The following is a 24,517-nucleotide window of genomic DNA, read 5'->3' as shown; positions in this document are numbered from 1 at the left end:
GAATTAAAGAATTTTTTTCTCAACTTTAAAACTCCCTTTCGTTCCCACATGATTATTTATGTAGTTCAATTCTTTTACTAGAAACTGAATCAATTAGATCTTGATCATGATCAATTAACAACATCGTTGGGTGTTGTTCTTTTATTGCTTCGATAATTTGTTGACGAGTAATTACGTCTAAATAGTTCAACGGTTCGTCCCAGAAATAAAGATTGGCTTCTTCTGACAAACTCACTGCCAGTGCGACTTTTCGACGTTGACCTTGGCTCATCTGCTCGATTGGTTGTTCAAAGAGATAGCGTTCAAAACCTAATTTGCGTAAGTTGGAAAAAATCAATTCTGATTCAATTTGTTTTTGTTCCGCCAATTCTCTGATAGTTCCTTGTAATTCGTTGTCTTGACGCAGATAAGAAATTTTCAAATTATTGGCAACATGAATTTGCCCGGTCTGTTCAAAAGGCTGTGACAAACCTAGAATTTGTTTAAAGATCGTTGTCTTACCAATTCCATTAGGTCCAATCACTGACACTACTTGATCTCGTTTCACTTTGAAATCAACTGTTGGTGTCACAATATTCTCATGCTGCAAAGTTAAATTCTCCACCTGTACAAATACGTCAGGATGCGATAATTCTTCGTAATTTAGTTCGATAGGGGCTTCTATTTCAATATTTTTTAATAAGGTTTTCTTCTCATCAATAGCCGAATTAACTCGACGTTCAGCTGTTTTAGCCTTTTTCATCATCTTAGCTGCCTTGGTACCAATGAAGCCCTTATCCAAATGCACTTTTTCAGTATAATGTTTCTTATTCTTCTGTGATTCAGTTTGTCTGGACCAATTCTCACGTTTAACCGCTGTTTCATGAAGACGACTAATATCTTTCTTTAATTGTTCTTTCTCAGCTAGTTCTGATTGATCTTGACGTTCCTTTTGCTCTTGCCAAGTATCAAAATTCCCTTTATAAACCACCACATCGTTACGGTCGATTGAAATAACATGATCGATCACTGGATTCAAGAAACTCTTATCATGACTGATCACAATAAAACCTTTCTTACTCTTGAGGTAATCTGAAACGATCTTTCTACCCTCAATATCCAGATGATTGGTTGGTTCATCAATTAATTGAAATCCTGACTCGTCAATGAACAGAATTGCCAATAATACTTTAGTTCGTTCACCTGGACTCAAGGTTGAAAACTCTTGTTGCAAAACGTCCACGTCAACTTGTAACTTTTCTAATTCGATCTCAATTTTCCAGAGATCGTAATCCTCTAAATGTGCTAAATTCTTAACTACTTCAACAGTTGGCACATTTTTATCAACAACTGTCTGTGGATAATAATAAAAATTCAAATTGGAGACGATCTGGCCTTGATACTGCAATTGACCTAACAACATTTTCATCAAAGTTGTTTTGCCACGACCGTTACGTCCAATCAATCCTAATTTCCAACTCTCATCAATCTTTAAATTCAAAGCATTGAATAAGTTATCCACCATTTGATCATATCTAAAACTTACATTTTCTATTTGAATTGTTCCCATAAAACAACACCCCACTTAAGGTGTGGGTCAGATCGACTTGGTTTGTTCATTCTTTTCGACAAAAAAAGAGAACGCTAAACAGCGTTCCCTAATTATTTTGGGAAGCACTGTTGAGAATTTAAGCCGAGCCAAACTACACACCATATATTTCTATATTTGTATAATTTTGAACTCTAGCTTAGTTTCTCAACGGCGCACTTCCTCTCTTGTATTAAACTATCACTTAATCTACCAATTTAAATCCTTAATGTCAAGACTCAACTAAATCATCTTCACCGATCAATTTAACATCAGCATTCAAACAATGTAGCTTCCAAACGACTTGATCATAGCCACGTAGAATATTTTCAGCATGACTAATAACGGTTTGACCATCAGCTAATAAACCAGCAATCATCAAGCAAGCACCAGCTCTGATTTCATCTGCACTCACATTTGCACCCTTTAATTGGGCTCCGCCATGAACAAAAATCAAATCATTTTCACTAGTGATATCGGCACCCATCTTCGTCAATTGAGAAATATGTTTTACTCGTTTGGGATAAATGGTATCAATAATCATTGCTTCACCACTGGCTTTCATTAGCAATGGTGTAATTGGTTGTTGTAAATCTGTGGCAAAACCAGGATATGGCATCGTCTTGATATTAACAGCTTTCAAGTTGGGAGATGGTTTCACATAAATACTATCTTCACCAACCTCAAGATTAACGCCCATCTCGTCTAGTTTAGCTAAAAAAGCATCCAAATGTTCACTGATGATATTTTTCACCAAAATATCGCCACCATTAGCTGCAGCTAAACTAAGATAAGTTCCTGCTTCAATACGATCTGGAATAATCGTATGAGCATTGTTTGAACGTAATGTATCAACACCTTCAATACGAATGGTTTCCGTCCCAACACCACGGATGGTAGCACCCATATTGTTCAAAAATGTTGCTAAATCGATGATTTCAGGTTCCTTAGCAGCATTTTCAATTATAGTTGTCCCTTTAGCTTTGACGGCCGCTAAGATAACATTAATTGTTGCTCCAACTGAAACCATATCTAAAAAGATCTTTGCTCCCTTTAGGCCTTCTTCAGGAGCTGTAATAATGATTTGCCCGTGTCTGTTCTCAACGTGTGCACCTAGTGCTTCAAATCCTTTAATGTGTTGATCGATTGGACGTGGTCCGATATCATCCCCACCTGGGAAACCGACAACAGCTTTACCAAAACGGCCTAGCATTGCTCCCATAAAGTAATATGAAGCTCGCAAACTACTAACTTTTCCACTAGGCAATTCAGCAAATTGGATTTTAGTTGGATCAATTTTTAATACATCATTATTCATTTCAGAAGTAACGTTCATATCTTTTAAAATTGAACGCAAATTTTTTACGTCTCTAATTTGTGGTACTGAATCTAACACTACAGGTGTATCAGACAAAATAGCAGCTGGAATCAAAGCTACAGTACTGTTCTTAGCCCCGCCAATTGTTACTTCACCTGATAATTTCTTTCCACCGTTGATTACAAGTTTTTGCATAAGCTTTTTCCTAACTATATTTGACTACTTCAAGAGAAGACTACATGTTGTCTTCTGCAAGGCCTGAAGCTGCACCGATAAAGGCTTTGAATAGGCCTTCTGGCTTAGTAGGTCTTGACAAGAATTCTGGATGGTATTGAGCAGCGATAAAGAACTTGTTTTCAGGAATTTCGATAACTTCAACCAAGTGGTTATCTGGTGAAACACCTGAGAATACTAGTCCAAGATCTTCAAATTGCTTACGATATTCATTGTTAAATTCATATCTATGACGATGTCTTTCTTGGATAACTGATTGATTGTCATATGCAGCAGCTGTCTTTGAACCTGGTTTTAACTTACATGGGTATGCGCCTAAACGTAAAGTACCACCACGATCCTCAACATCTTTCTTATCTGCCATGATATCAATGATCTTGTTTGCTGCATCTGGATCAACTTCACCAGTTGTAGCATCCTTGATACCAGCAACGTCTCTAGCAAATTCAATACTTGCCATTTGCATACCTAAACATAGTCCAAGATATGGAACATCATGTTCACGAGCATACTTAATAGCAGCAATCATTCCTTCTAGACCACGGCTACCAAAACCACCTGGTACTAGAATACCATCAGAATCTTTAAGATAATCAGCAACGTTGTCATCATTGATAAGGTCAGCTGAAATCTTTTCGATTTCTATCTCTGTATTATATACATATCCAGCAGCACGAAGTGCTTCAGTAACAGAAATGTAAGCATCTTGTAATTTAGTGTATTTACCAACTAGGGTAATCTTTGTCTTATGTTTCAAATTGTGAACACGGTCAACCAACTTATGCCAATCTGTCATATCAGCTGGTTTTGTATCTAAGTGCAAGTAACGACATACAATGTCATCAAAGTTTTGAGCTTGTAAGTTCAATGGAACATCATACAATGAGTTAGCATCACGTGATTCAATAACAGCTTCGGAATCAACATCACAGAATGATGCAATCTTGTCTTTCATATTTTGTGGCATTGGAAGTTCAGTTCTAACAACCAAGATGTTAGGTTGGATACCGATACCACGTAATTCTTTAACACTGTGTTGTGTTGGCTTTGTCTTCATTTCACCAGCTGCCTTCAAGTAAGGTACTAGTGATGTATGAATATAAACAACGTTTTCTGAGCCAACTTCAGCTTTCATTTGACGCAATGCTTCAAGGTATGGTTGTGATTCAATATCACCAACAGTACCACCAACTTCAGTAATGATAACGTCTGAATCTGTTGTACTTGCAGCACGCATAATCTTTTGCTTAATCATATCTGTAATATGTGGAATAACTTGAACAGTTGCACCGTTATAATCACCACGACGTTCGCGACGAATAACTTCTGAATAGATTTTACCTGTAGTAACGTTTGAATACTTGTTCAAATCATTATCGATAAATCTTTCGTAATGTCCAAGATCGAGATCAGTTTCTGTACCATCATTTGTAACAAAAACTTCACCGTGTTGATATGGACTCATTGTTCCTGGGTCCACGTTAATGTATGGATCAAATTTTTGCATTGTTACCTTAAGTCCGCGATTTTTTAGTAATCTACCAAGGGATGCGGCAACGATTCCCTTACCTAATGATGAAACGACTCCACCTGTAATAAAAATGTATTTAGTCATAACTTCCTCCACATATTAATTCTAGGGATTTCTTAACTCACAAAAATAAAAAAGTTCCCTATTCAGCATGAACAGGGAACTTAAAGTTGTCTATCTAATAGAGCCCGAACTATATAATACCGTGATATGTTCGAGTCGTCAAACTTTTAATTCAAAAAATTAAACTTAATTTTTATCATCGTCATCTTCGTCGTCGTCATCATCTTCATCATCGTCGTCGCTAAGATCGATGTCTTCGTCGTCATCATCGTCTGCGTCGAATTCAGATAATTGACCTTCAATACCGTCGTCTAATCCTTCATCATGAGGATCATCGTCGTCATCGTCAACGGATGTTAAATCTGAGTTAGTGAACTTAGATAAGTCAGGTCCACCTTCTGAACCATCGCTCTCATCATCGTCGTCATCCATATTATTAACGTCCAAATCAGCGTCATCATCATAATCGACAACATCATCATCTTCATCGTCATCACTCAAGAAGGCATTAACCTTTTGAGCTGCCTTGTGAGCATTTTCTGTTCCGTTATCCTCAGGATGATTTACTTCTTCATCAACGGAATCGTATGGATACCACTTACGTAAGCCCCATACATTCTCACCAAGTGAAAGAAAACTACCATCATTATTCAAATCTGTGTAGAATTGTGGAAGTGATTCCTTGATGTCTTCATCAGACTTGCCTAAGTAGTCTTGTATTTCATTAACGATATCAGAAAAGTTCATAACTTTTTTGTTATTTTCGTTAAGAATCTCGTATGCAACCTCAATCAATGAGAGTTCGTCTTTATTTTGATCCTTGAATTTATCAAACTTCAAACGTGTACACGTCCTTTCGCAGCGTCTTACTTATAATCATATCTACCTATACGCCAAAAATCAATCTAAACTTATAATTACCTATTACATTATTGTCGTAAATCAAATCATAATCAATGTTTATTTTTCCAGAAAGTGGTTTACTTACAATTTCAACCTTTGAATCCTTGGTAAATGTATCTAGTGGTAGAACACCATATTCTGTTTCCAATTGTCCATTATTGTGCTTCTGATGTGTAAAATATAAAAGTGAGGATAAATTAGTCGACTTAGCCACACGTTTAATGTGTATTTCGCCGTTTGCACCAACTTTTACCAAAATGGATGCACTTGCACCATTTTCCAAGCTTTCATTAAATTTTAAATAAATCGACTTACCGATTTGAGTAAACTTGCCCGGCTCAGAAATCTTTGTCCGAGTTAATTCACCTGACTGTAAAGTCTCAATATTCAAATCCACATTTATATCAATACTATTATTTTCCAATCCTTACCGCCTCTGCATGATAAAATTATATTAATTAATTAAAAGAAGTGATTAAGTGAACAATACTATTATATTATACGACCAAAAAATAAGCTCTAGCAAAGATCTGCTCGTTCCTTTTTCAGATACTGGAGCTATTTTAAAATTTGTTTCCGCAAATAATCAACCCGTAATCCACTTTTGGGTTACCCCACCAACCGTTATTTTGGGAATGCAGGATAAACGTCTCAATAATTTATCAGCTGGCTTAGAAATGTTATCAGAAAAAGACTATCTTTTCTACCTTCGCAACTCGGGAGGATTGGGAGTCGTTACCGATGCCGGTATTCTCAACTTTTCTATCTTTTTACCAGACAAAGATAACTTGTTGATCGACGACGCTTACGAGAAAATGTTTACCGTTCTCAAAGAAAGCTTCTCTTCCAAAATAGAAACTGGCGAAATCAGTACCTCCTATTGTCCTGGAACTTATGACCTCAGTATTGATCAAAAGAAATTTGCTGGGATCTCCCAGAGACGATCAGGTAACGCCGTTGCCATTATGGCCTATATTAGCGTCAATGGAGACCAAAAAAATCGCAGTCAGCTGATGAAAGATTTTTATGAAGTCAGCAATTATCCATTCAAACCTGGTTATCCACAAATTGATATCCGTTCAATGGAAAATCTAGACGTCTTATTAGGACGTGAGCTTTCTATCGAGCAAGCTAAACAACAAATCATCGCGACTTTGGCAAAAAAGTATACGATCGACAAGAAGGAATTCTTTATCATCCAAAACTCTTTGCCCTATCGCGAAGCTTACAATACAACTTTAAAAGATCTAATTAAACGTAATCAACAAATATTGGGGGAAAAATAATGTCATATAATATCGAAATGTTACCACGAGAAAAAGTTTTCCGTGATCCAATTCACAACTATATTCATGTTCAACATAAAGTCATTTTAGATCTAATCAACACTAAAGAATTCCAAAGACTTCGTCGTGTTAAACAATTGGGAACGGCTTCCTTCACTTTCCACGGTGCTGAGCATTCTCGTTTTGGTCACTGCATTGGTGTCTACGAAATAACTCGTCAAATCTGTGATAATTTTCAAAGAAACTATTCCAGTAAAACCCCTGGTGACGGTCTTTGGGATGATAACGAACGAATCGTCGCTTTATGTGCCGCCCTTTTGCATGATGTTGGACATGGACCATATTCACACACTTTTGAACACATCTTCGATACCGACCACGAAATGTGGACTAGAAAGATCATCACATCACCCGAAACTGAGATCAATCAGGTTTTAAGACAAGTTTCCGACGATTTCCCTGAAAAAGTCGCTAGTGTCATTTCTCACACTTATCCCAATCCCCAAGTTGTGCAGATGATCTCTAGTCAAATTGACGCTGACCGTATGGATTATCTCCTTCGTGACGCTTATTTCACAGGTACTAAATATGGGATGTTCGATTTAACGAGAATCTTGAGAGTAATGCGTCCTTATAAGAATGGAATTGCTTTCGATTACGATGGGATGCATGCAGTTGAAGACTATGTTCTTAGCCGTTTTCAAATGTATCAACAAGTTTATTTCCATCCTGTTTCTCGAGGAATGGAAGTAGTCTTAACAAAACTCCTACAACGTGCTAAAGATTTATACGAACATAACCACATGAACGGCTTTGAAATGCCTAGTCTGTTGATCCCATTCTTTGAAAACAAAGTCAACATCGACGACTATCTACTTTTGGATGACGGCATTCTTAACACCTACTTCACACTTTGGCAAAGCTATCCTGATGAAATACTCAAAGATCTATCTTACCGATTCCTAGCTCGTAAACCATTTAAATCAGCCAAGTATGACAAAAAGACTAAACATCTGTTGCCAGAAATAGCTGATATTGTCGAAAGTGTTGGTTTCCAAAAGAAATACTACACAGCTACTAATACTAGTTATGACTTGCCATACGATGTCTACAACCCTAATTCTAATAAGAGTCGAACTCAAATTGAGATCATGCAAAATGACGGTTCATTGATCGAATTGTCAACAATCAGTCGCCTAGTCAATGCTCTAACCGGTAAGATTTCTGGTGACGAACGTTTCTACTTCCCTAAATCAATGTTATTAGAACACAATGACGATATCTTCAGTGCTGAATATGAAGAATTCCAAAAACACATTCACAATGACAAGATTATTTAGTCGTAGCGCTTTCAAATTCCCCAAAATTTAATTAAAATAAATGTATTAACTATTCGATTCACTCGTGCAATTCTTATTTAGTGAGATTATGATTATTTTAAATTAATGATCATTGTCAAACGATTGGAGGGTACCATGAAGGAATTTTCAAATAATACAAGAACCAACAATCTACAAGATATGCAAGCTAATGAACTAGATCTTCTCGTTATCGGTGGTGGTATTACTGGTAGCGGTATTGCTCTAGATGCTCAAAGTCGACACATTCAAACTGGTTTGTTAGAAATGCGTGACTTTGCTTCCGGAACTTCTAGTCGTTCGACTAAATTAGTTCATGGCGGTTTGAGATATTTGAAGCAAGTGGCCATTAAAGAAGTCCATGAAGTCGGCAGTGAACGTGCCATTGTTTATAACAATGCTCCACAAATTACGACACCACTAAAGATGATGTTGCCCTTCTATGAAGGCGGAACTTTTGGTCCATTCACAACCGCTGCTGCTTTGGACGTTTATGATCGTTTAGCAGAGGTTAAATACTCTGAACGCAAATACATGTTAAAACCTCGTGACGCTATGGAACGTGAACCTTACTTGAAATCAGAAAATCTTAAAGGCGCTGGGGTCTATGTAGAATATCGAACCGATGACGCTCGTCTAACTTTAGAAGTTTTGAAAAAAGCTAATGACTTAGGTGCTAAGATTGCCAACTACGTCAAAGTTACTAGTTTACTCTACAACGACAATAAACGTGTCTGTGGTGTAACTTACGAAGATCAAATCACAGGCGATATTGGTGAAATTCATGCTAAAAAAGTCATCAACGCTGCTGGTCCTTGGGTCGACGAAATCAGACAAATGGACGATTCCAATAAAGGCAAGCACCTTCATTTAACCAAAGGCGTACATCTAGTCATCGATCATGATAAATTCCCTATTTCCAATTCAATTTATTTTGATACACCATTTCACGATCATCGCATGATGTTTGCCATTCCACGTGAAGGCAAAACTTACATTGGTACAACTGACACTACTTGGACAAAAGATCCTAAGGAACCAGATATTACAGCAACTGATGTTACCTATATCTTAGCTGCCGCAAATCAAATGTTCGACTTACCTCAGTACCTAACACCTGACGACGTTGAAGCTGGTTGGTCCGGAGTTAGACCTTTAATTCAGGAAGAAGGCAAATCACCTTCAGAGATTTCTCGTAAAGATGAAATTTTCCAATCTGATAGTGATCTATTATCAATTGCTGGTGGTAAATTAACTGGCTATCGTAAAATGGCTGAAAAAATCGTCGATCGTGTAGCCGAACAATTATCAGTTGAAACTAATTATGATTTTCAACCAGCACAGACCAAGAATCTCACTCTTGGCGGTGGAGACGTTGGTGGAGAAGAACATTGGATGGATTTCTTCGATAAAGCCGTTCATGAAGGTGTTACTAATCATGATCTAACTCGCAATCAGGCCGAAAAATTAGTTCAACGTTATGGTTCAAACGTCAATGATATTTATCAACTACTACCTGAAACCAAAACTAAGACCAGATTGCCTAGAATTGACTGGGCAATGCTAACTTACGGCCTGGAACACGAAATGGTTGAACACCCCATCGACTATCTCTTACGTCGTAGCAGTCAAATGTTATTCGACATGAAACACATGCGTTCAATCAAAACACCTGTTATTGAATGCATGGCTAAATATTACGGTTGGGACGACGACACAAAACAGGCAATGACCGATGAAGTCGACGCCAAGTTAGCCCTTACCGATTTAAGAGATATTAAGAAAAAGTATGCACAATATATTAACAAGTAAAATTAATAACGGTATTATTCAGAGTTAATTCTAAGTAATACCGTTATTTTTAATGTGTAGGTATTTCTTAATATATTAGATAGCGATAGTAGCATTCTAACGAGAGACTCAAGCATATCTATATAGTTAGATTTCCTTTCTTAATTTATTCTATTGTCTGGATAAACTATTCAAACACTGCAATTCATCCAATAATAAAACCGGAAACACAGTTGGTAGTAGAAAATCTGTGGGCCCTAAGTGGTGAAATTCTGGTTAGCTTGCGAAGCAAGGTTACCAGAAGACCGGACTTGGAGATCCATGATTTTGTGCGAAGTGCAAAATTATTAGCTTCAAGCCGTATCCACCACGTTCCAGCGGCCCACAGATTTTCTACTACCGACGGGCATCTTTCACCACCTTAGTTAACATCAAACATGATAATTCCATTAAATTTTAGCTAAATATCTATGTCGCCTCTTTCATTTTTTCCAAAATATAGTAGAGTGAGTCTTGTACTTTGAAAAAGGTAAAATCAATGAAGGAGATTTGGCGAAAATGTTTAAGGAATTCCAAGAGTTTATTTCCCGTGGTAGTGTTGTTGACTTAGCCGTCGGTGTTATCGTTGGTGCTGCTTTCAATAGCTTGGTATCAGCGCTAACTACCTACATTTTAAATCCGCTAATCGGTCTCATTATTGGACAAATTGATTTATCAGATATGAAGTTCCAAGTTTTAGGAGCAAACTTCCTAATTGGTGACTTCATCAATGCTTTAATCAATTTCTTGATCATTATGTTCGTTGTTTTCGTAATTGTTAAAATGATGAATAAAATGCGTCGTGACGGTTCACGTAGTAAGTTTGATAAAAATGGTGAGGAAATACCTGACCCACAAACTGAATACTTGCAACAAATCCGTGACCTATTGAGATATCAACAAAGAAATAACAATAACAGATACTAGACGAAAATTATCCAATTTAGTAAAGCCCCGGCATGCCGGGGCTTTTTTATTTTATATATACTCAATAAGTTTCTATTTTTGATTCTCCAAAAAATCAATTTTTTCTTTTAGATATTTAATGCTAGCAGTAATATCTTCTTGTTTCTTTTGTAATGTTACAATCTTCTCATTCATTAATCGCAAGCGAGTTGGGATGGTCTCTGAACCCTGTCCACGATAAGTTGTATACACGTATATTTCATCCAATGTAAAGCCAGCTGCCTTTAAACGTAATAACAAAGCAACATGTTTTACCTGTTCAGGGGTATACAATCGTAATCTTCTAGGCCCGTGATGTGGATGAATAAGTTGTTTCTTCTCATAAAATCTGATTGTATCTGGGCTTATTCCTGTAATTTGTGAAAATTCTCCTATTGAATATAATTTTTTATTTGACATGGACTCAACTCCATTATGTAAGATAGGTTCTGTTGTTTTCAGAAAATGGAGGACATAATATATTGAATACAAACAATTCACTTTTTAGTCGTGACTTTTGGCTATTAGCACTAACTAATTTCTTTGTAATGACTGGATATTACAGTCTTATGGTAACTATCGGTTTATATTCCGTAAATCAGTTTCAAGCACCAACTAGTATTTCAGGATTGATTGTTGGAATCACCGTAATTGGTATCCTTATCTCACGGTTTTCCAGCGGTTATTTAACCCACATCTTCAGTAACAAACAACTGATGGTTGCAGGTACAATCCTACTTGTTCCTGCTACTTTATTATATCAGTTGGCAGGATCAGTTTTTTTCTTAATTCTTGTTCGACTTATTCAGGGAGTTGCAATTGGACTTATTAGTACTGTGACTAATACTGCCGTTGTTCTTTTATTCCCCAAGGCCCGGACCGGCGAAGGCATTGGCTATTTCAGTTTAAGTACCATTTTAGCAACTGCTATAGGTCCATTTGCAGGACTATTAATAGAACAGACTTTCGGCTTCAGTGCCATGTTTATCATGGAAACTATTTTAGCAGTTCTAGCACTACTTTTTTGCTTACTAGTTAATGGTCAAAAGATTGCTTTTCACTTTACTGAAAAACATCCCAAAATATCGATTCAAAATTTTATCGAACCCAAGGCATTGCCGATTGCCAGCACAATTTTTATTGTAGGATTAGGATATGCTGCTATTCAGGCATATTTAAGTTTTTATTCTACTGAATTACATTTAGCAACTTATTCCTCAATTTTCTTTTTAATTTATGCCTTTGCCATTCTAATTTCTCGCCCTTTCACTGGTAAGGCTATTGATCGATTTGGAGAAAATGCTATCATTGTCCCTTCTGCTATTATCAATATGTTAGGCCTATGCTTACTAGCAATCACTAATTCAGGTTGGATGATGTTACTTTCCGCTTTCTTAATTGGTTTAGGTTTTGGAAACTTTCAGTCAACTTGTCAAACTGTCGCTGCCAGAAGCGTTCCGATTGAACGACTCTCTCAAGCTACAGCAACCTATTTCATCCTTTTTGATTTAAGTTTAGGTGTCGGTCCTTACGCATTAGGAATAGTCGAACCATTCATGGGTTACCGTGGACTCTTTGGATCAATGGGTGCCATGGTGATAGTCGGATTGATTTGGTACTTATTAATTCATGGACATAAAAGAAAAAATTCTAATATAGTCTTACCATCAGAAACACTAAACAAGGAATTGGACTAAAAATTTAAAAATAAAAAACCCAATAACTCAAATCGAGTTATTGGGTTCTTTTATTTTAACTTTATTTCTTATTCTTGAAACGTGTATTGAATAATGGACTGACAGGTTCATTTTCGTGGACACGTTGAATTGCTTCACCGATAAGTGGTCCAACTGAAACTTGAACCATCTTGTCAATAACTTTTTCCTTAGGAAGATTGATTGAATCTGTAACAACCAAAGTCTTGATTGGTGATGCTTCAATTCTTTCGATAGCTGGACCAGAAAGAATTGGATGTGTACAGCAAGCATAAACTTCAGTAGCACCGGCATCAATAAGTGCTTGAGATGCTAGTGAAATTGTACCGGCAGTATCGATCATATCATCAATAATGATGGCACGTTTGCCTTTAACATTACCAATAATGTTCATAACTTCGGCAACATTAGCACGAGGTCTACGTTTATCGATAATAGCGATTGGTGTCTTCAAGAATTCAGCTAGTTTTCTGGCACGTGTTACACCACCATGATCGGGTGAAACAACAACGGCATCTTCTTCTAGATGATTTGATAGGAAGTAGTCAGCCAATAATGGAGCACCCATCAAGTGATCTACTGGAATATCAAAGAATCCTTGGATTTGTGCAGCATGAAGGTCAAGTGCAAGGACACGGTCAACACCAGCACGTTCCAACATATTAGCAACTAATTTAGCTGTAATAGGTTCACGTGAACGTGACTTACGATCTTGTCTTGCATAACCATAGTAAGGCATAACAACATTGATAACACTAGCTGAAGCACGTCTTAGTGCATCAACCATGATCAATAATTCCATCAAGTTGTCATTAACTGGTGCTGAAGTTGATTGAATCAAGAAAACTTCTGAACCACGGATACTTTCTTCAATGTTAATTTGGATTTCGCCATCACTAAAACGTGTAACTGATGACTTTCCTAGTGGTATTCCTACAACCTTAGCAATTTTTTCTGCTAAAGGCTTGTTAGAATTCAATGCAAAAATTTTCATTGGTTGTTCATTATTTTGACATGACATTAATTTATTCACCCTTATTTCCAATCTTCACTTTTTGATAGTGGTAATCTTTCCCAAAAATCTTCTTTATTGGTTTGTCTTTCACGTGCAATAGCCATTGCATGCTTTGGAATGTCTTTAGTAATAGTTGAACCGGCAGCAATAAATGAGTGATCAGCCATTTCTACTGGAGCAATAATATTTGAATTGCTTCCAATAAATGAATGGTCACCAATATCACTGTGCCACTTCTTAACACCATCGTAGTTAACAAAGACAACTCCACAGCCAACGTTGATATCAGTACCTAGAGTTGCGTCACCAACATATGTTAAATGACCAACTTTAGTTCTGTCACCAATTTTAGCATTTTTAACTTCACAGAAATTGCCAATGTGGACATCGCGTCCAATTTCAGCTTTAGGTCTTAAATGTGAGTTAGGTCCAACATTGCTACCTTTATGCATAATGGCACTTTCGATTGTAGAACTGATTACTTCAACATTATCTTGAATCTCTGAATCAGAAATTCTTGATCCAGAGCCAATAACACATTCAGATCCGATAGTTGTTTTACCAAAAATCTTTACGTTTGGTTCAATAACAGTATCGTTACCAATTTCTACATCAATGTCGATATATGTATTATCAGGATCAACGATTGTAACGCCATCACGCATATGAGCTTCGTTGATTCTTCTTTGCATAAGTTTTTCAGCTTGTGACAAGGCAACACGATCATTAACACCTAGTGATTCGCTTAAGTCAGCCATTTCATAAGCTGAAACTTTTTCACCTTGTTCTTTAAGCAATGAAATTACATCAGGTAAGTAATATTCGCCTTGAGCGTTATCGTTGTTAACTTTATGTAAGTTTTCAAACAACAATTTATTGTCAAAACATAATACACCAGTATTAATTTCTTGTATTTCTTGTTCACTTCTTGAAGCATCTTTTTGTTCAACAATTTTTTCAACGTTGCCACCATTATCACGGACAATACGACCGTAACCAAATGGATTATCAGCATGCGCTGTCAAAATTGTAACGGCTGCTTCTTCTTTTTCATGATAATCTAACAAATTTTCAAAAGTCTCGGCAGTAAACAATGGTGTATCACCATTAACTATCAGAGTTATTCCCTCTTTATTACCTAGATCTTTTTCAGCTTGCATTACAGCATTTGCTGTTCCCAATTGTTCCTCTTGCAAAGCATAGTTAGTTCTGTCACCAAGTAGATCTCTAACTTTATCGGCACCATTTCCAATAACAGTTTCAATCAAGTCTGGTTCGATCTTTTCAACTTGTGTTAAAACATGATCAACCATTGCTCTACCAGCAACAGGATGCAATACTTTGTATAATCTCGACTTCATTCTTGTACCTTTACCGGCAGCAAGAATTATTACATAACGATTCGACATCAGAAACTCCCTTCAGTCATTCAAATATCCTTATATATAATAGCATTATTATATAGAACTGCTCAATCAAGAATTTATTCAAAATAACTGAAATCGGTATTTGCTAAATAATTTCCCGGTTCCACATTTAAAACTCGATTCTTGGTATCAATTTTTGTAACTTTAAAAATTGAAGTTACATCTGAATCACCAAATTGACTATTGATGTTAATATTTTCTGCAAAAACAGTTGCCCCAACAAAAATAGCATTGAATTCAGAAATCAAACTGCGCAAGCCATTGATGGTCCCGCCGCCTTTCATGAAGTCATCAACTACTAATACACGTGATCCTTCTTTCAAACTGCGTTTGGACAATTCCATTTTTTCAACTCGATCAGATGAACCTGATGCATAGTTGACACTAATCGTGGATCCTTCTGTGATCTTTGAATCGCGACGAACGATCACAAATGGAATATTCAAGAAATTAGCGACACTTTGGGCAATTGGTATACCCTTAGTAGCCACCGTCATAACGACATCAATTGAGCTTTGTGAATATTGAGTAGCGATCATTCGACCAACATTTCTCAATAATTCAGGATCAGCCAATAAATCAGTTAAATACAAATATCCCCCCGGCAAAATACGGTTGGGTTCAACTAATTTTTTAGATGTTTCCTCGACAAATTCAGTTGCTTCTTTCTTAGAAATTCCAGGTGTAAAGATCACACCGCCACCAGCACCGGGCAATGTTTCTAGAACACCAATCCCTCTGATCATAAATGTTCTTCTTAAAATTCCTAAATCCTCAGATATTGATGACTTAGCTGATTCGTAACGATCGGCAAAAAATGCTAAAGAAATTAGCGTATGTGCTCGTTCAAGTAAATAGCGAGTCATATCAATTAAACGTTCGCTTCTTCGTGTTTTCATCTTTTTTTCTCCTAAAACATATCTCACTACAAGATTATAAAGCAAAACAATGAACAATTCATGTTTTTTTGGATGTATCCTGTATCATTCCACAAACTTTATAAATTTTTGTATAAAAATTACTTGCCGTCCTCCGCAAAAATTGGGAATGCTGTTGGAACGCTATGGGTGCGATTTTGAAATCCATTATTTTACACTTCGTGCAAAATAATGGATTTCAAAAGTCCGCCTTATTGTAATCGGCAAAGCCGATAACAATAATCTCATAGCTGAACGCATTCCCAATTTTTGCTCCGGACTAAACAACACTTCGATTTCTTATCTCCAAAAATATAATCTAGCCATTTTTCGTCTCGACAATATTTTTGAATCAAACAAATAATTCTATCACATATGTAACGACGTTCTAAATAAAGAATTAGTTAAAAAAATAGGTCACGATAATCAAATCTGATTACCATGACCTATTAGCTTTTGGCTTTGGAAGTTGAATTTACTCTATTCAACTATCCAACTAATGAATTCTTATTATTCAGCTTCTGCCTCAGTCTCTGAGTCAGAATCAGTCTCAGTTGCTTCTTCTTCATTATCAAAATGAATGTCAATTGATTTTGTTAGTAGATCTGCGTAACTATATGAAACTCTTTCAAAAGAATTTTCATTTTGATCCAAATCTACTACAAAAACTGAATGGAATGTTTCTGATAAAGTTCCGCGACGGCGGATTACTTTCTTACGACCTGCTTGTGCGACAATGGTCAAATTCTCACCTAAGTGTGAATCCAAACGACTCTTAATTGTCTTCAATGATGTTGGCATTATAATAATCACTCCTTAGGAGTGAAATTTTACCACGTTTTATTGTTTTTTTCAAGAAAAATATTCACTTGGCATAAAATTATTTTGGATGCCGTCCTCCACAAAAATTGGAAATGCTGTTGGAACGCTATGGGCGCGATTCGCCCTCTATTTATTATTCTAAATATTTATAACAAAAATAGCAGTTCTATTCAGAATGGTTTAATACTCACTTATCTTTAGTGAACATTGAACTCTGAATAGATACTGCTATTTAATTTCTATATCTTTCGTAAACAATAAAAAATGGAATTTAGTCGGTAGAAGAATTTCTGTGGACCTTCAGTGGTGAGATTTGACTTAACGATTCATCGTTTAGTCAAAAAACCGAGCTTGGAGATCCATAATTTTGCACAAAGTGTAAAATTATTAGCTTCAAGTCGCGTCCACCACGTTCCAGCGGTCCACAGAAATTCTTCTACCGACGGCATCTATCACCAACAAAACTAGAGAAATACTCTATTTTGCAAACTCTATTGCCATCTGTTTAAATTGTTCGATTGATACTTCTTCAGCTCGAGCATTCTCAGCAATATTGCATTTTTCAAAAACTGCTTTGATTTTTGCACGATTATCATCAGTACGACCTAACCAGTTCAACATATTATTCATCAAACTCTTACGTTTGTGGGCAAAAGCTGAACGAACTACTTTGTTGAAAAATGCTGGATCACTGATGTCTACTTCTTCTTTGGGTAAACGATTCAATACCGCAACGGCTGAATCTACCTTTGGACGTGGGATGAATGAATTTCGACCAACGATACGGTCAATTTTTGCATCCATTTGTGTTTGCACAGCAATAGTTAAAGAACCATATTCACGATGCCCCGGATTGGCCGTGATTCTTTCAGCTACTTCTTTTTGCATCATCAAAACTAATGATTGGAAAGGATAATCACTGTTGATCAAGTTCAACATGATTGGTGTTGTGATGTAATAAGGCAAGTTAGCAACGACTTTAATCGTCTTACCTACCAAATCATGTTCCTTTACGAATTCATCTAAATCAACTTTCAAGATATCTTGATTGATAACCTCGATATTATCGTAATACTGCAACGTATCTGCTAAAACGGGAATCAAGTTTTCATCAATTTCGAAAGCATAAACTTTTTCGGCAACTTGTGCTAGCTTTTCAGTTAAAGCACCGATACCAGGTCCAATTTCAATTGCAATTTCATCTGATTTCAGACCACTAGCATCCACAATTCCATCTAGAACTTTTTCATTCGTTAAAAAATTTTGACCCAAACTTTTCTTAGCACGTAATTTATACTTACGCATTATGTCATTGGTGCGAATAGGGTCAGCGATACTTAATCTATTTTGTGTCATGTGTACTTCCTTTATCAAATTTTTCAACTACAGCGACTAAATCTTGTGGTGCTATTTGAAACATATTCAAGCGATTCAAAAATTGTTTAGCATTAGTATAACCGATTTTTAGTTCTGAACCGACGAATTCACGACGTAAATGCGAATCACTTTGTCCAACTAAACCAAGGTTTACCATGTCATCATGATCGTAATCTTTAAAATCATTATCTACTCTGGTATAAACAGCTGCTAAAGCGGCCTTGATATCAGTATCATTGGCGTGTTCTATTCCTAAACTGCCATCACTTTTCTTGGGAACGGCTTGGGCCCTTGGTAAAAAGGCCTGTTTAGCATTCGGAACTGCTTTTTGGATAATTGTTCGAAGCCTGTTTCCATTGAAATCTGGGTCGGTAAAAACAATCACGCCACGTTTTTCTTGAGCAATCTTGATTCGATCAATCGTCTCTTGATTGAGTGCTGAACCGGTTGTCTCGATAGTATCAATATCACCGAAACAATCTTTCAACCGGTTCGTATCTGACTTACCTTCTACTACTATAATTTCTTTTATTCTTTTCATGATTATAGATTATACACTTTATGGGCATTATTGAAGGTATGTTCAGCCACTTCATCGGGGGAAATATCTTTATACTTGGCAATTGCGTCGACGACATATCTTGTGTAAGCCGGTTGGTTAGAATGACCACGATATGGTTCTGGTGTCAGATAAGGTGCGTCAGTCTCCACCAACAAACGATCAAGGGGTGTATTCTTAGCTGATTCATGAACTTCAGGTGCGTTTTTAAATGAAACTACGCCACTATATGAAATCCATAACCCTAAGTCTAAGAAACGGTTGAGCCACTTAACATCCCCGTTGAAACTGTGCATGATGATACCTGACTTAGACATATCATGATTCTTTAAAATCTCGTACATATCATCAAAGGCATCACGACAGTGAATCGATACGGGCATATTGTATTGCTTAGCAACATCCAATTGTTGAATCAAAACTTTCTGTTGGATCTTAGGATCAGGATCTTCTTCCCAATGATAGTCCAATCCGATTTCACCAATACCAACAACTTCAGGCAACTTGATCTGATTGACCAATTGTTCTTCATTGTATTCTTTAGCAAACTCAGGATGCCAACCGATCACTGCATGTAGCGGTTGATAGTTTTGAGCTAAACGAATGGCTTCAATATTGAATTCTTCATTAGAACCAATGATAGCCATCTCTACAACGTCTAATTCTTTAGCATTATCGATAAACTGTTGGGTCTTACCAGCAAAGGCTTCATCATTTAAATGTGTATGCGTATCAAAGATTTTCATTATCCTAAAATAGCTCCATTTTTATGTGAATTATCTACAATGGCAAGTTTTACCTCGTCACCTTTTTCACTGGATAGTAACATTCCATTACTCCATTCACCAACCATCTTACGTGGCTTCAAATTAACAACAGCAAGGACTTTCTTACCAATCAATTCTTTGTAATCAGGATAGAATTTATGCATTCCTGAAAGAATTTGACGTTCAACGCCTGAACCATCATCCAACTTGAATTGAAGTAACTTGTCTGACTTAGGAACTGGTTTAACATCAAGAATTTCAGTTACGACCATCTTAACCTTAGCGAAATCATCGAATTCAATTTCCTTAGGAAAATCATCTTCAGAAGCTTCTTGAGCTTTAGCCTTAGCTTGTGCAGACTTACTTAACTTACCGGCACCATTCTTAGCTTGTTCTTCAGCCATCTTATCTTTGATGTACTTAACTTCTTCTTCAGCATCCAAACGTGGGAAGATTGGTTCTGGCTTAGCAGTAACAGTCTTACCAACTACTGTGTCGCCAAATTCGAGTGACTTGTCACTATTATAGTCAAGGCCTAATTGAGCAAACATCTTAACTGGTGCTTGTGTCATAACAGGACTGATCAATAGGGCAATCAAACGTAATGACTCTGCTAAATGACCTAAAACGGCTTGTAACTCAGCTTTCTTACTGTCATCTTTAGCAAGGACCCATGGTTGTGTTTCATCAATATATTTATTAGCACGACTGATAAATGACCAGACACTAGCTAAAGCGTCAGGGAATTCAAATTTATCCATGTGTTCTCTGTAAGCTGACAAAGTTTCGGCATATGCTTTTTCAAGATCCTTATCAAGATCTGTCACTGCAGCGACGGAAACAACTTGACCATCGTCATATTTATTGATCATTGAAACACTTCTATTTAATAAGTTTCCTAGATCATTAGCCAAATCGTAGTTGATCTTATCAATGTAATCTTCAGGAGTAAATGTTCCATCGCTACCGAATGGCATTGCACGCATCAAGTAGTAACGAAGTGAATCTAGGCCATATCTAGAAACTAACATTTCTGGATAAACGACATTTCCCTTAGACTTAGACATCTTACCGTCTCTCATCAATAACCATCCGTGACCAAAGACTTGCTTAGGCAATTCAACACCTAAAGCCATCAAAATAATTGGCCAGTAAATAGTATGGAAACGAACGATTTCCTTACCAACGAATTGAACATTGGCAGGCCAGTATCTCTTGAAGAGTGAATCGTCGTCACTTTCGTAACCCAAGGCTGTAATATAGTTCAACAAGGCGTCGACCCAAACATAAACCACATGTTCAGGATTACTTGGAATCTTAACACCCCAATTGAAAGTAGTTCTTGAAATAGCTAAGTCTTCAAGACCTGGTTTGATAAAGTTGTTGATCATTTCATTCTTACGAATTTCTGGTTCGATGAAGGTTGGATTGTCCTTGTAATATTGCAATAGACGGTCAGCGTATTTACTCATCTTGAAGAAGTAACATGGTTCCTTAACAAGTTGAACTTCGTGACCTGAAGGTGCCTTACCACCAATGACTTTACCATTCTCATCATGATAAACTTCAGCCATTTGTGATTCAGTAAAGTACTCTTCATCGTCAACTGAGTACCAGCCAACGTATTCGCCTAAATAAATGTCCCCTTGTTTAATTAGACGTTCGATAATTCTTTGAACCGCTTTAACGTGATATTCATCAGTTGTACGGATAAATTTATCATTAGAGATATCAAGCTTCTTCCAAAGCTCTTTGATTCCTTTAGCCATCATATCAACATATTCTTGTGGTTCCATATGCTTTTCTTCGGCTTTTTGTTCGATCTTAAGACCATGTTCGTCAGTTCCTGTTAGGAAGAAAACGTCATAGCCTTCATTACGCTTGTAACGGGCCAAAGTGTCCGCTGCAATCGTTGTATATGAGTTCCCAATTGTTAATTTTCCTGATGGATAATAAATGGGTGTCGTAATGTAAAAAGTTTTTCTTTCTTCAGTCAATATATTAACCTCCACCGCTTTCAAATTGATATTAAGTATAGCATTTTTTTATATTTGTGAAAAAACGTTCGTTGCATCATCATCAATTGCTAAAATTGACGAATCGATATTTAAATCTTCTTTATTGATAACCACTAATTTAGCTTGTGGAGAACTATATCCAAGTAATCCTGCAAAAGGATAGACTTTGAAACTGGTTCCCACTACCACTAACAAATCAGCTTTTTGAACTGCCAAGGCAGCATTTTGAAAGTTCTTTGGGTTAATATTCTCTCCATACAAAACAGTCGTACCAGGACGGATAATCCCGTTGTCTTCGTGATGTCGATAATCTTTCAAATATTCTTGATAACTGAATTCTTTTCCACAAGTTAAGCAATGAATATTATCATACAAATTGCCATGAAACTCTACCACATTTTTGGCTCCTGCCTTTGTATGAAGTTTATCGACATTTTGTGTTACGATGGCACCCTTTTGGTTACTGATCTCGGCCATTTTTTGATGGATGATATTTGGTTGTGCATCAGGAAAGTACATATTGTGAACTACGAAATCGTGAAAAACATCGGGATGTTCAACTAAATTATCGTGGCTCAACATATATTCTGGTGGAAAATCATATTTTTCACGTTTATACAGTCCATTTTTAGAACGATAGTCAGGAATTCCTGACGGTACAGAAACGCCTGCACCGGTTAGAAAAGTCACGAAACTAGCTTTATCTAGCAATTCTTTAAACTCTTCAATTTTATCTTGCACAATATTCTCCTCTTATCTTATTTAGAATCTGGTTCAAGTTCAGTTATAGAGTAATTACCCGTCCTCCACAAAAATTGGGAATGCATTGGAATGCTATGGGCACGATTTGAAACTAAATATTTTACACTCCGTGCAAAATATTGGATTTCCAAAGTCGGCCTTATTGTAATCGGCACAGCCGATAACAATAATTTCATAGCTGAACGCATTCCCAATTTTTGCTCCGGACTAAAGAGTACTTCTATTATTTTGTTCGGGATAAATTATTAATCCGGTATCTTTTCTATTTTAAAAATTACTTTTAACCGATTTTTTTAAGAACCAACAAATCAATCCCCAAGTAAAATTTTAAACAGACTTATGTACTTAATAGATACCGCAATTTTAGTAAATAATAATAGAACCAGAAATATAGTCGGTAGTAGAAAATCTGTGGGCCCTCAGTGGTGAAATTCTACTTAGCTTGCGCAGCAAGGTTAGTAGAAGACCGAACTTAGAGATCCATGATTTTGTACGAAGTACAAAATTATTAGCTTCAAGTCGTGTCCACCACGTTCCAGTGGCCCACAAATTTTCTACTACCGACGGGCATCCTTAATTCACATCTGTTAATTTAAGCCAGAACACCTTATCTTGTTAAGTACTTAACTTCTTCCTTCTCAAAAACATCAATAATCTTATATTGATAGAATGCTTTATAAAACTCTGGTGTCACTTTAGCAGGATCGATGTCTAAGGTTGTCACACTTTGACCATCATTGATACCTAACAGTACAAAAGCATCTTTACCTGTAGCACGATTCTTAAAGGCTGAGTGTTTTACTTGGTAAACTTGATTCAATGACAAACGTAATTGGCGCTCTGACAATACTGGTGTGATGTTCAAGAATTCATGATAACCCAAGCCTTCGTAGCCGTTTGATAAAATGATTTCATTATAAGCATCTAATGCATTGACCAAGGCACGTCTGAAATGGAAGGCGTCCGATAAGTCATGTGCTTCAGCGATTTTAACCAATTTATCGGCATACTTAAATGAGGTGGGAAATTCATCTTTCCACTTATCATCTTGGGCATGTTCACCAAAGATAATACCATCAAATATGATTAGAGTACGGTAAAAGCGCATGTTAGCTAGGTCTAATGAAACTTTGGGATTAAGTGCTACTTCAATACCTTTGAGGTATTCTTCTTTAATTTCATCTGTATAAGTACCATCAGCTTTTTGTGATTTCAAAACGGAGATATGTTCTAGTGTTTCAAAGACTGAATTGGCAATGGCTAAAATTCGTCCATCATAATCTGGTTTACCTGATGTCACTGCACAAGAGATACTTGGTTCGTCAGATAGCTCTAACGCAATATGATAAAGCTCATGTGCTAAGACAAATTCACTGTACTTTTCATTAGTAATAATAACTTTAACTACGTCGCCTTTAATCTCGTGACTAGCTTGATCTAACGTCAAATAGTCATGTGCTGAATAATCGGAGTAAATTTCGATTTTCTTATTATATTCTTGTTCAATTTTTTGAACCTGCTCTACAATATTAGTAGATAGATTACTTTTTTCTATTTGTTTCATTACTACACCTCATCTTAAAGGAGATTTTTTTATGGATGTCAATGTATCTTTACCGAATAACCTCTTGCCTGACAAATACGGCAAATATGCTGCTCCTGAGGATATAAAAAATGGGAAACCTCTAATTAGTTTCCCAATTCAATTATCCAATCTACCGGCAGATACAAAAACTATTGCTTTGACTTTTACTGATCCTGATTCAATCCCTGTTTGCGGATTTGAATGGATTCATTGGACAATGGCAAATATACCTAGTTCTCAGCTAGAAATTCCTGAAAACTTCAGTCGTCTTGCTAAGCGTCCGATTGTTCAAGGAAAGAACAGTTCAGCCAGTCCATTACTTGATGGCCCCAAAGATTTGGCCACTGGTTACAATGGACCTTATCCACCAGATCAAACCCATGATTACATTCTCAAGGTGTTTGCTCTAGATGATAATCTTAACTTGGAAAATGGTTTTTGGATGAACGAATTATTGCACCAAATGGATGGCCATATTTTGGACAGTGCCCAAATAACCATCCCAAGTCGCGCATAAT

22 protein-coding genes are annotated in these 24,517 nt (G+C 36.6%); 6 read left to right on the top strand and 16 right to left on the bottom strand.

Annotated features, from left to right (window positions below; translation table 11 throughout):
• Positions 1 to 52: 52 nt before the first annotated feature.
• The 5 genes from abc-f to U8526_RS06020 form a co-directional block, all read right to left on the bottom strand.
• Positions 53 to 1,549 carry a ribosomal protection-like ABC-F family protein gene (gene abc-f, locus U8526_RS06040; RefSeq protein WP_334341073.1) on the bottom strand — a complete coding sequence of 499 codons (1,497 nt, stop codon included), beginning with the start codon at positions 1,547 to 1,549 and terminating at the stop codon, positions 53 to 55.
• Positions 1,550 to 1,799: 250 nt separating this feature from the next.
• Positions 1,800 to 3,080, bottom strand: a complete 1,281-nt coding sequence (locus U8526_RS06035; RefSeq protein ID WP_334341072.1) for a UDP-N-acetylglucosamine 1-carboxyvinyltransferase — start codon at positions 3,078 to 3,080, stop codon at positions 1,800 to 1,802.
• 40 nt (positions 3,081 to 3,120) lie between these two features.
• Positions 3,121 to 4,734, bottom strand: coding sequence for a CTP synthase (locus U8526_RS06030; protein ID WP_334341071.1), 1,614 nt, complete (start codon positions 4,732 to 4,734; stop codon positions 3,121 to 3,123).
• A 165-nt stretch (positions 4,735 to 4,899) separates the two neighbouring features.
• Positions 4,900 to 5,553 (bottom strand): DNA-directed RNA polymerase subunit delta, encoded by a 654-nt coding sequence (gene rpoE, locus U8526_RS06025; RefSeq protein WP_334341070.1) that lies wholly within the window; start codon positions 5,551 to 5,553, stop codon positions 4,900 to 4,902.
• Positions 5,554 to 5,599: 46 nt separating this feature from the next.
• Complete coding sequence (locus tag U8526_RS06020) at positions 5,600 to 6,040, bottom strand: DUF1934 domain-containing protein (RefSeq protein ID WP_334341069.1); 441 nt, start codon at positions 6,038 to 6,040, stop codon at positions 5,600 to 5,602.
• A gap of 55 nt (positions 6,041 to 6,095) precedes the next feature.
• Here U8526_RS06020 and U8526_RS06015 point away from each other — a divergent pair, with 55 nt between their 5' ends.
• From U8526_RS06015 to mscL, 4 genes are all read left to right on the top strand, one after another.
• Positions 6,096 to 6,902, top strand: a complete 807-nt coding sequence (locus U8526_RS06015; RefSeq protein ID WP_334341068.1) for a lipoate--protein ligase family protein — start codon at positions 6,096 to 6,098, stop codon at positions 6,900 to 6,902.
• Positions 6,902 to 8,242, top strand: a complete 1,341-nt coding sequence (locus U8526_RS06010) for an HD domain-containing protein (protein WP_334341067.1) — start codon at positions 6,902 to 6,904, stop codon at positions 8,240 to 8,242. The genes U8526_RS06015 and U8526_RS06010 overlap by 1 nt, the downstream gene beginning before the upstream one ends.
• Positions 8,243 to 8,377: 135 nt before the next feature.
• Positions 8,378 to 10,072 carry a glycerol-3-phosphate dehydrogenase/oxidase gene (locus U8526_RS06005; protein ID WP_334341066.1) on the top strand — a complete coding sequence of 565 codons (1,695 nt, stop codon included), beginning with the start codon at positions 8,378 to 8,380 and terminating at the stop codon, positions 10,070 to 10,072.
• 537 nt (positions 10,073 to 10,609) lie between these two features.
• The gene (gene mscL, locus U8526_RS06000) at positions 10,610 to 11,017 is read left to right on the top strand and encodes a large conductance mechanosensitive channel protein MscL (RefSeq protein WP_334341065.1); all 408 of its coding nucleotides are present in this window, start codon (positions 10,610 to 10,612) and stop codon (positions 11,015 to 11,017) included.
• 72 nt (positions 11,018 to 11,089) lie between these two features.
• Here the strand turns inward: mscL and U8526_RS05995 are convergent, their stop codons facing one another.
• Positions 11,090 to 11,455 (bottom strand): MerR family transcriptional regulator, encoded by a 366-nt coding sequence (locus tag U8526_RS05995; RefSeq protein ID WP_334341064.1) that lies wholly within the window; start codon positions 11,453 to 11,455, stop codon positions 11,090 to 11,092.
• Between the two features lie 62 nt (positions 11,456 to 11,517).
• Between U8526_RS05995 and U8526_RS05990 the strand changes: the two genes are divergently transcribed.
• A complete protein-coding gene (locus tag U8526_RS05990; protein ID WP_334341063.1) occupies positions 11,518 to 12,732 on the top strand; it encodes an MFS transporter in 1,215 nt (404 codons plus the stop codon).
• Between the two features lie 61 nt (positions 12,733 to 12,793).
• Here U8526_RS05990 and U8526_RS05985 read toward each other — a convergent pair whose 3' ends face one another.
• From U8526_RS05985 to U8526_RS05940, 10 genes are all read right to left on the bottom strand, one after another.
• Positions 12,794 to 13,771, bottom strand: coding sequence for a ribose-phosphate diphosphokinase (locus U8526_RS05985; protein ID WP_334341062.1), 978 nt, complete (start codon positions 13,769 to 13,771; stop codon positions 12,794 to 12,796).
• 14 nt (positions 13,772 to 13,785) lie between these two features.
• Positions 13,786 to 15,174 carry a bifunctional UDP-N-acetylglucosamine diphosphorylase/glucosamine-1-phosphate N-acetyltransferase GlmU gene (glmU, locus tag U8526_RS05980; protein ID WP_334341061.1) on the bottom strand — a complete coding sequence of 463 codons (1,389 nt, stop codon included), beginning with the start codon at positions 15,172 to 15,174 and terminating at the stop codon, positions 13,786 to 13,788.
• Between the two features lie 74 nt (positions 15,175 to 15,248).
• Positions 15,249 to 16,091, bottom strand: coding sequence for a pur operon repressor (gene purR / locus U8526_RS05975; protein WP_334341059.1), 843 nt, complete (start codon positions 16,089 to 16,091; stop codon positions 15,249 to 15,251).
• 528 nt (positions 16,092 to 16,619) lie between these two features.
• The gene (locus U8526_RS05970; RefSeq protein ID WP_334341058.1) at positions 16,620 to 16,910 is read right to left on the bottom strand and encodes a Veg family protein; all 291 of its coding nucleotides are present in this window, start codon (positions 16,908 to 16,910) and stop codon (positions 16,620 to 16,622) included.
• Between the two features lie 498 nt (positions 16,911 to 17,408).
• A complete protein-coding gene (gene rsmA / locus U8526_RS05965; RefSeq protein ID WP_334341056.1) occupies positions 17,409 to 18,287 on the bottom strand; it encodes a 16S rRNA (adenine(1518)-N(6)/adenine(1519)-N(6))-dimethyltransferase RsmA in 879 nt (292 codons plus the stop codon).
• Positions 18,274 to 18,849: a ribonuclease M5 gene (gene rnmV / locus U8526_RS05960; protein WP_334341054.1), complete on the bottom strand. Its 576-nt coding sequence runs from the start codon at positions 18,847 to 18,849 to the stop codon at positions 18,274 to 18,276. The genes rsmA and rnmV overlap by 14 nt, the downstream gene beginning before the upstream one ends.
• Positions 18,850 to 18,851: 2 nt before the next feature.
• Complete coding sequence (locus tag U8526_RS05955) at positions 18,852 to 19,613, bottom strand: TatD family hydrolase (RefSeq protein WP_334341053.1); 762 nt, start codon at positions 19,611 to 19,613, stop codon at positions 18,852 to 18,854.
• The gene (metG, locus tag U8526_RS05950; RefSeq protein ID WP_334341052.1) at positions 19,613 to 21,631 is read right to left on the bottom strand and encodes a methionine--tRNA ligase; all 2,019 of its coding nucleotides are present in this window, start codon (positions 21,629 to 21,631) and stop codon (positions 19,613 to 19,615) included. The genes U8526_RS05955 and metG overlap by 1 nt, the downstream gene beginning before the upstream one ends.
• 48 nt (positions 21,632 to 21,679) lie before the next feature.
• On the bottom strand, positions 21,680 to 22,381 hold the full coding sequence (locus U8526_RS05945; protein ID WP_442886214.1) for an NAD-dependent protein deacylase: 702 nt from the start codon (positions 22,379 to 22,381) through the stop codon (positions 21,680 to 21,682).
• A gap of 640 nt (positions 22,382 to 23,021) precedes the next feature.
• Positions 23,022 to 23,978 carry a hypothetical protein gene (locus tag U8526_RS05940; RefSeq protein WP_334341050.1) on the bottom strand — a complete coding sequence of 319 codons (957 nt, stop codon included), beginning with the start codon at positions 23,976 to 23,978 and terminating at the stop codon, positions 23,022 to 23,024.
• A gap of 31 nt (positions 23,979 to 24,009) precedes the next feature.
• On the opposite strand from U8526_RS05940, the gene U8526_RS05935 reads away from it, so the two are divergent.
• Entirely contained in the window at positions 24,010 to 24,516 is a 507-nt protein-coding gene (locus tag U8526_RS05935; RefSeq protein ID WP_334341048.1) for a YbhB/YbcL family Raf kinase inhibitor-like protein, read from the top strand.
• The last annotated feature ends 1 nt before the right edge of the window (position 24,517 follow it).

The sequence above is a fragment of the Companilactobacillus sp. HBUAS56275 genome (assembly GCF_036913655.1).
GTDB classification, from domain to species: domain Bacteria; phylum Bacillota; class Bacilli; order Lactobacillales; family Lactobacillaceae; genus Companilactobacillus; species Companilactobacillus pullicola.
This window is presented reverse-complemented; position numbering and strand designations above follow the sequence as displayed.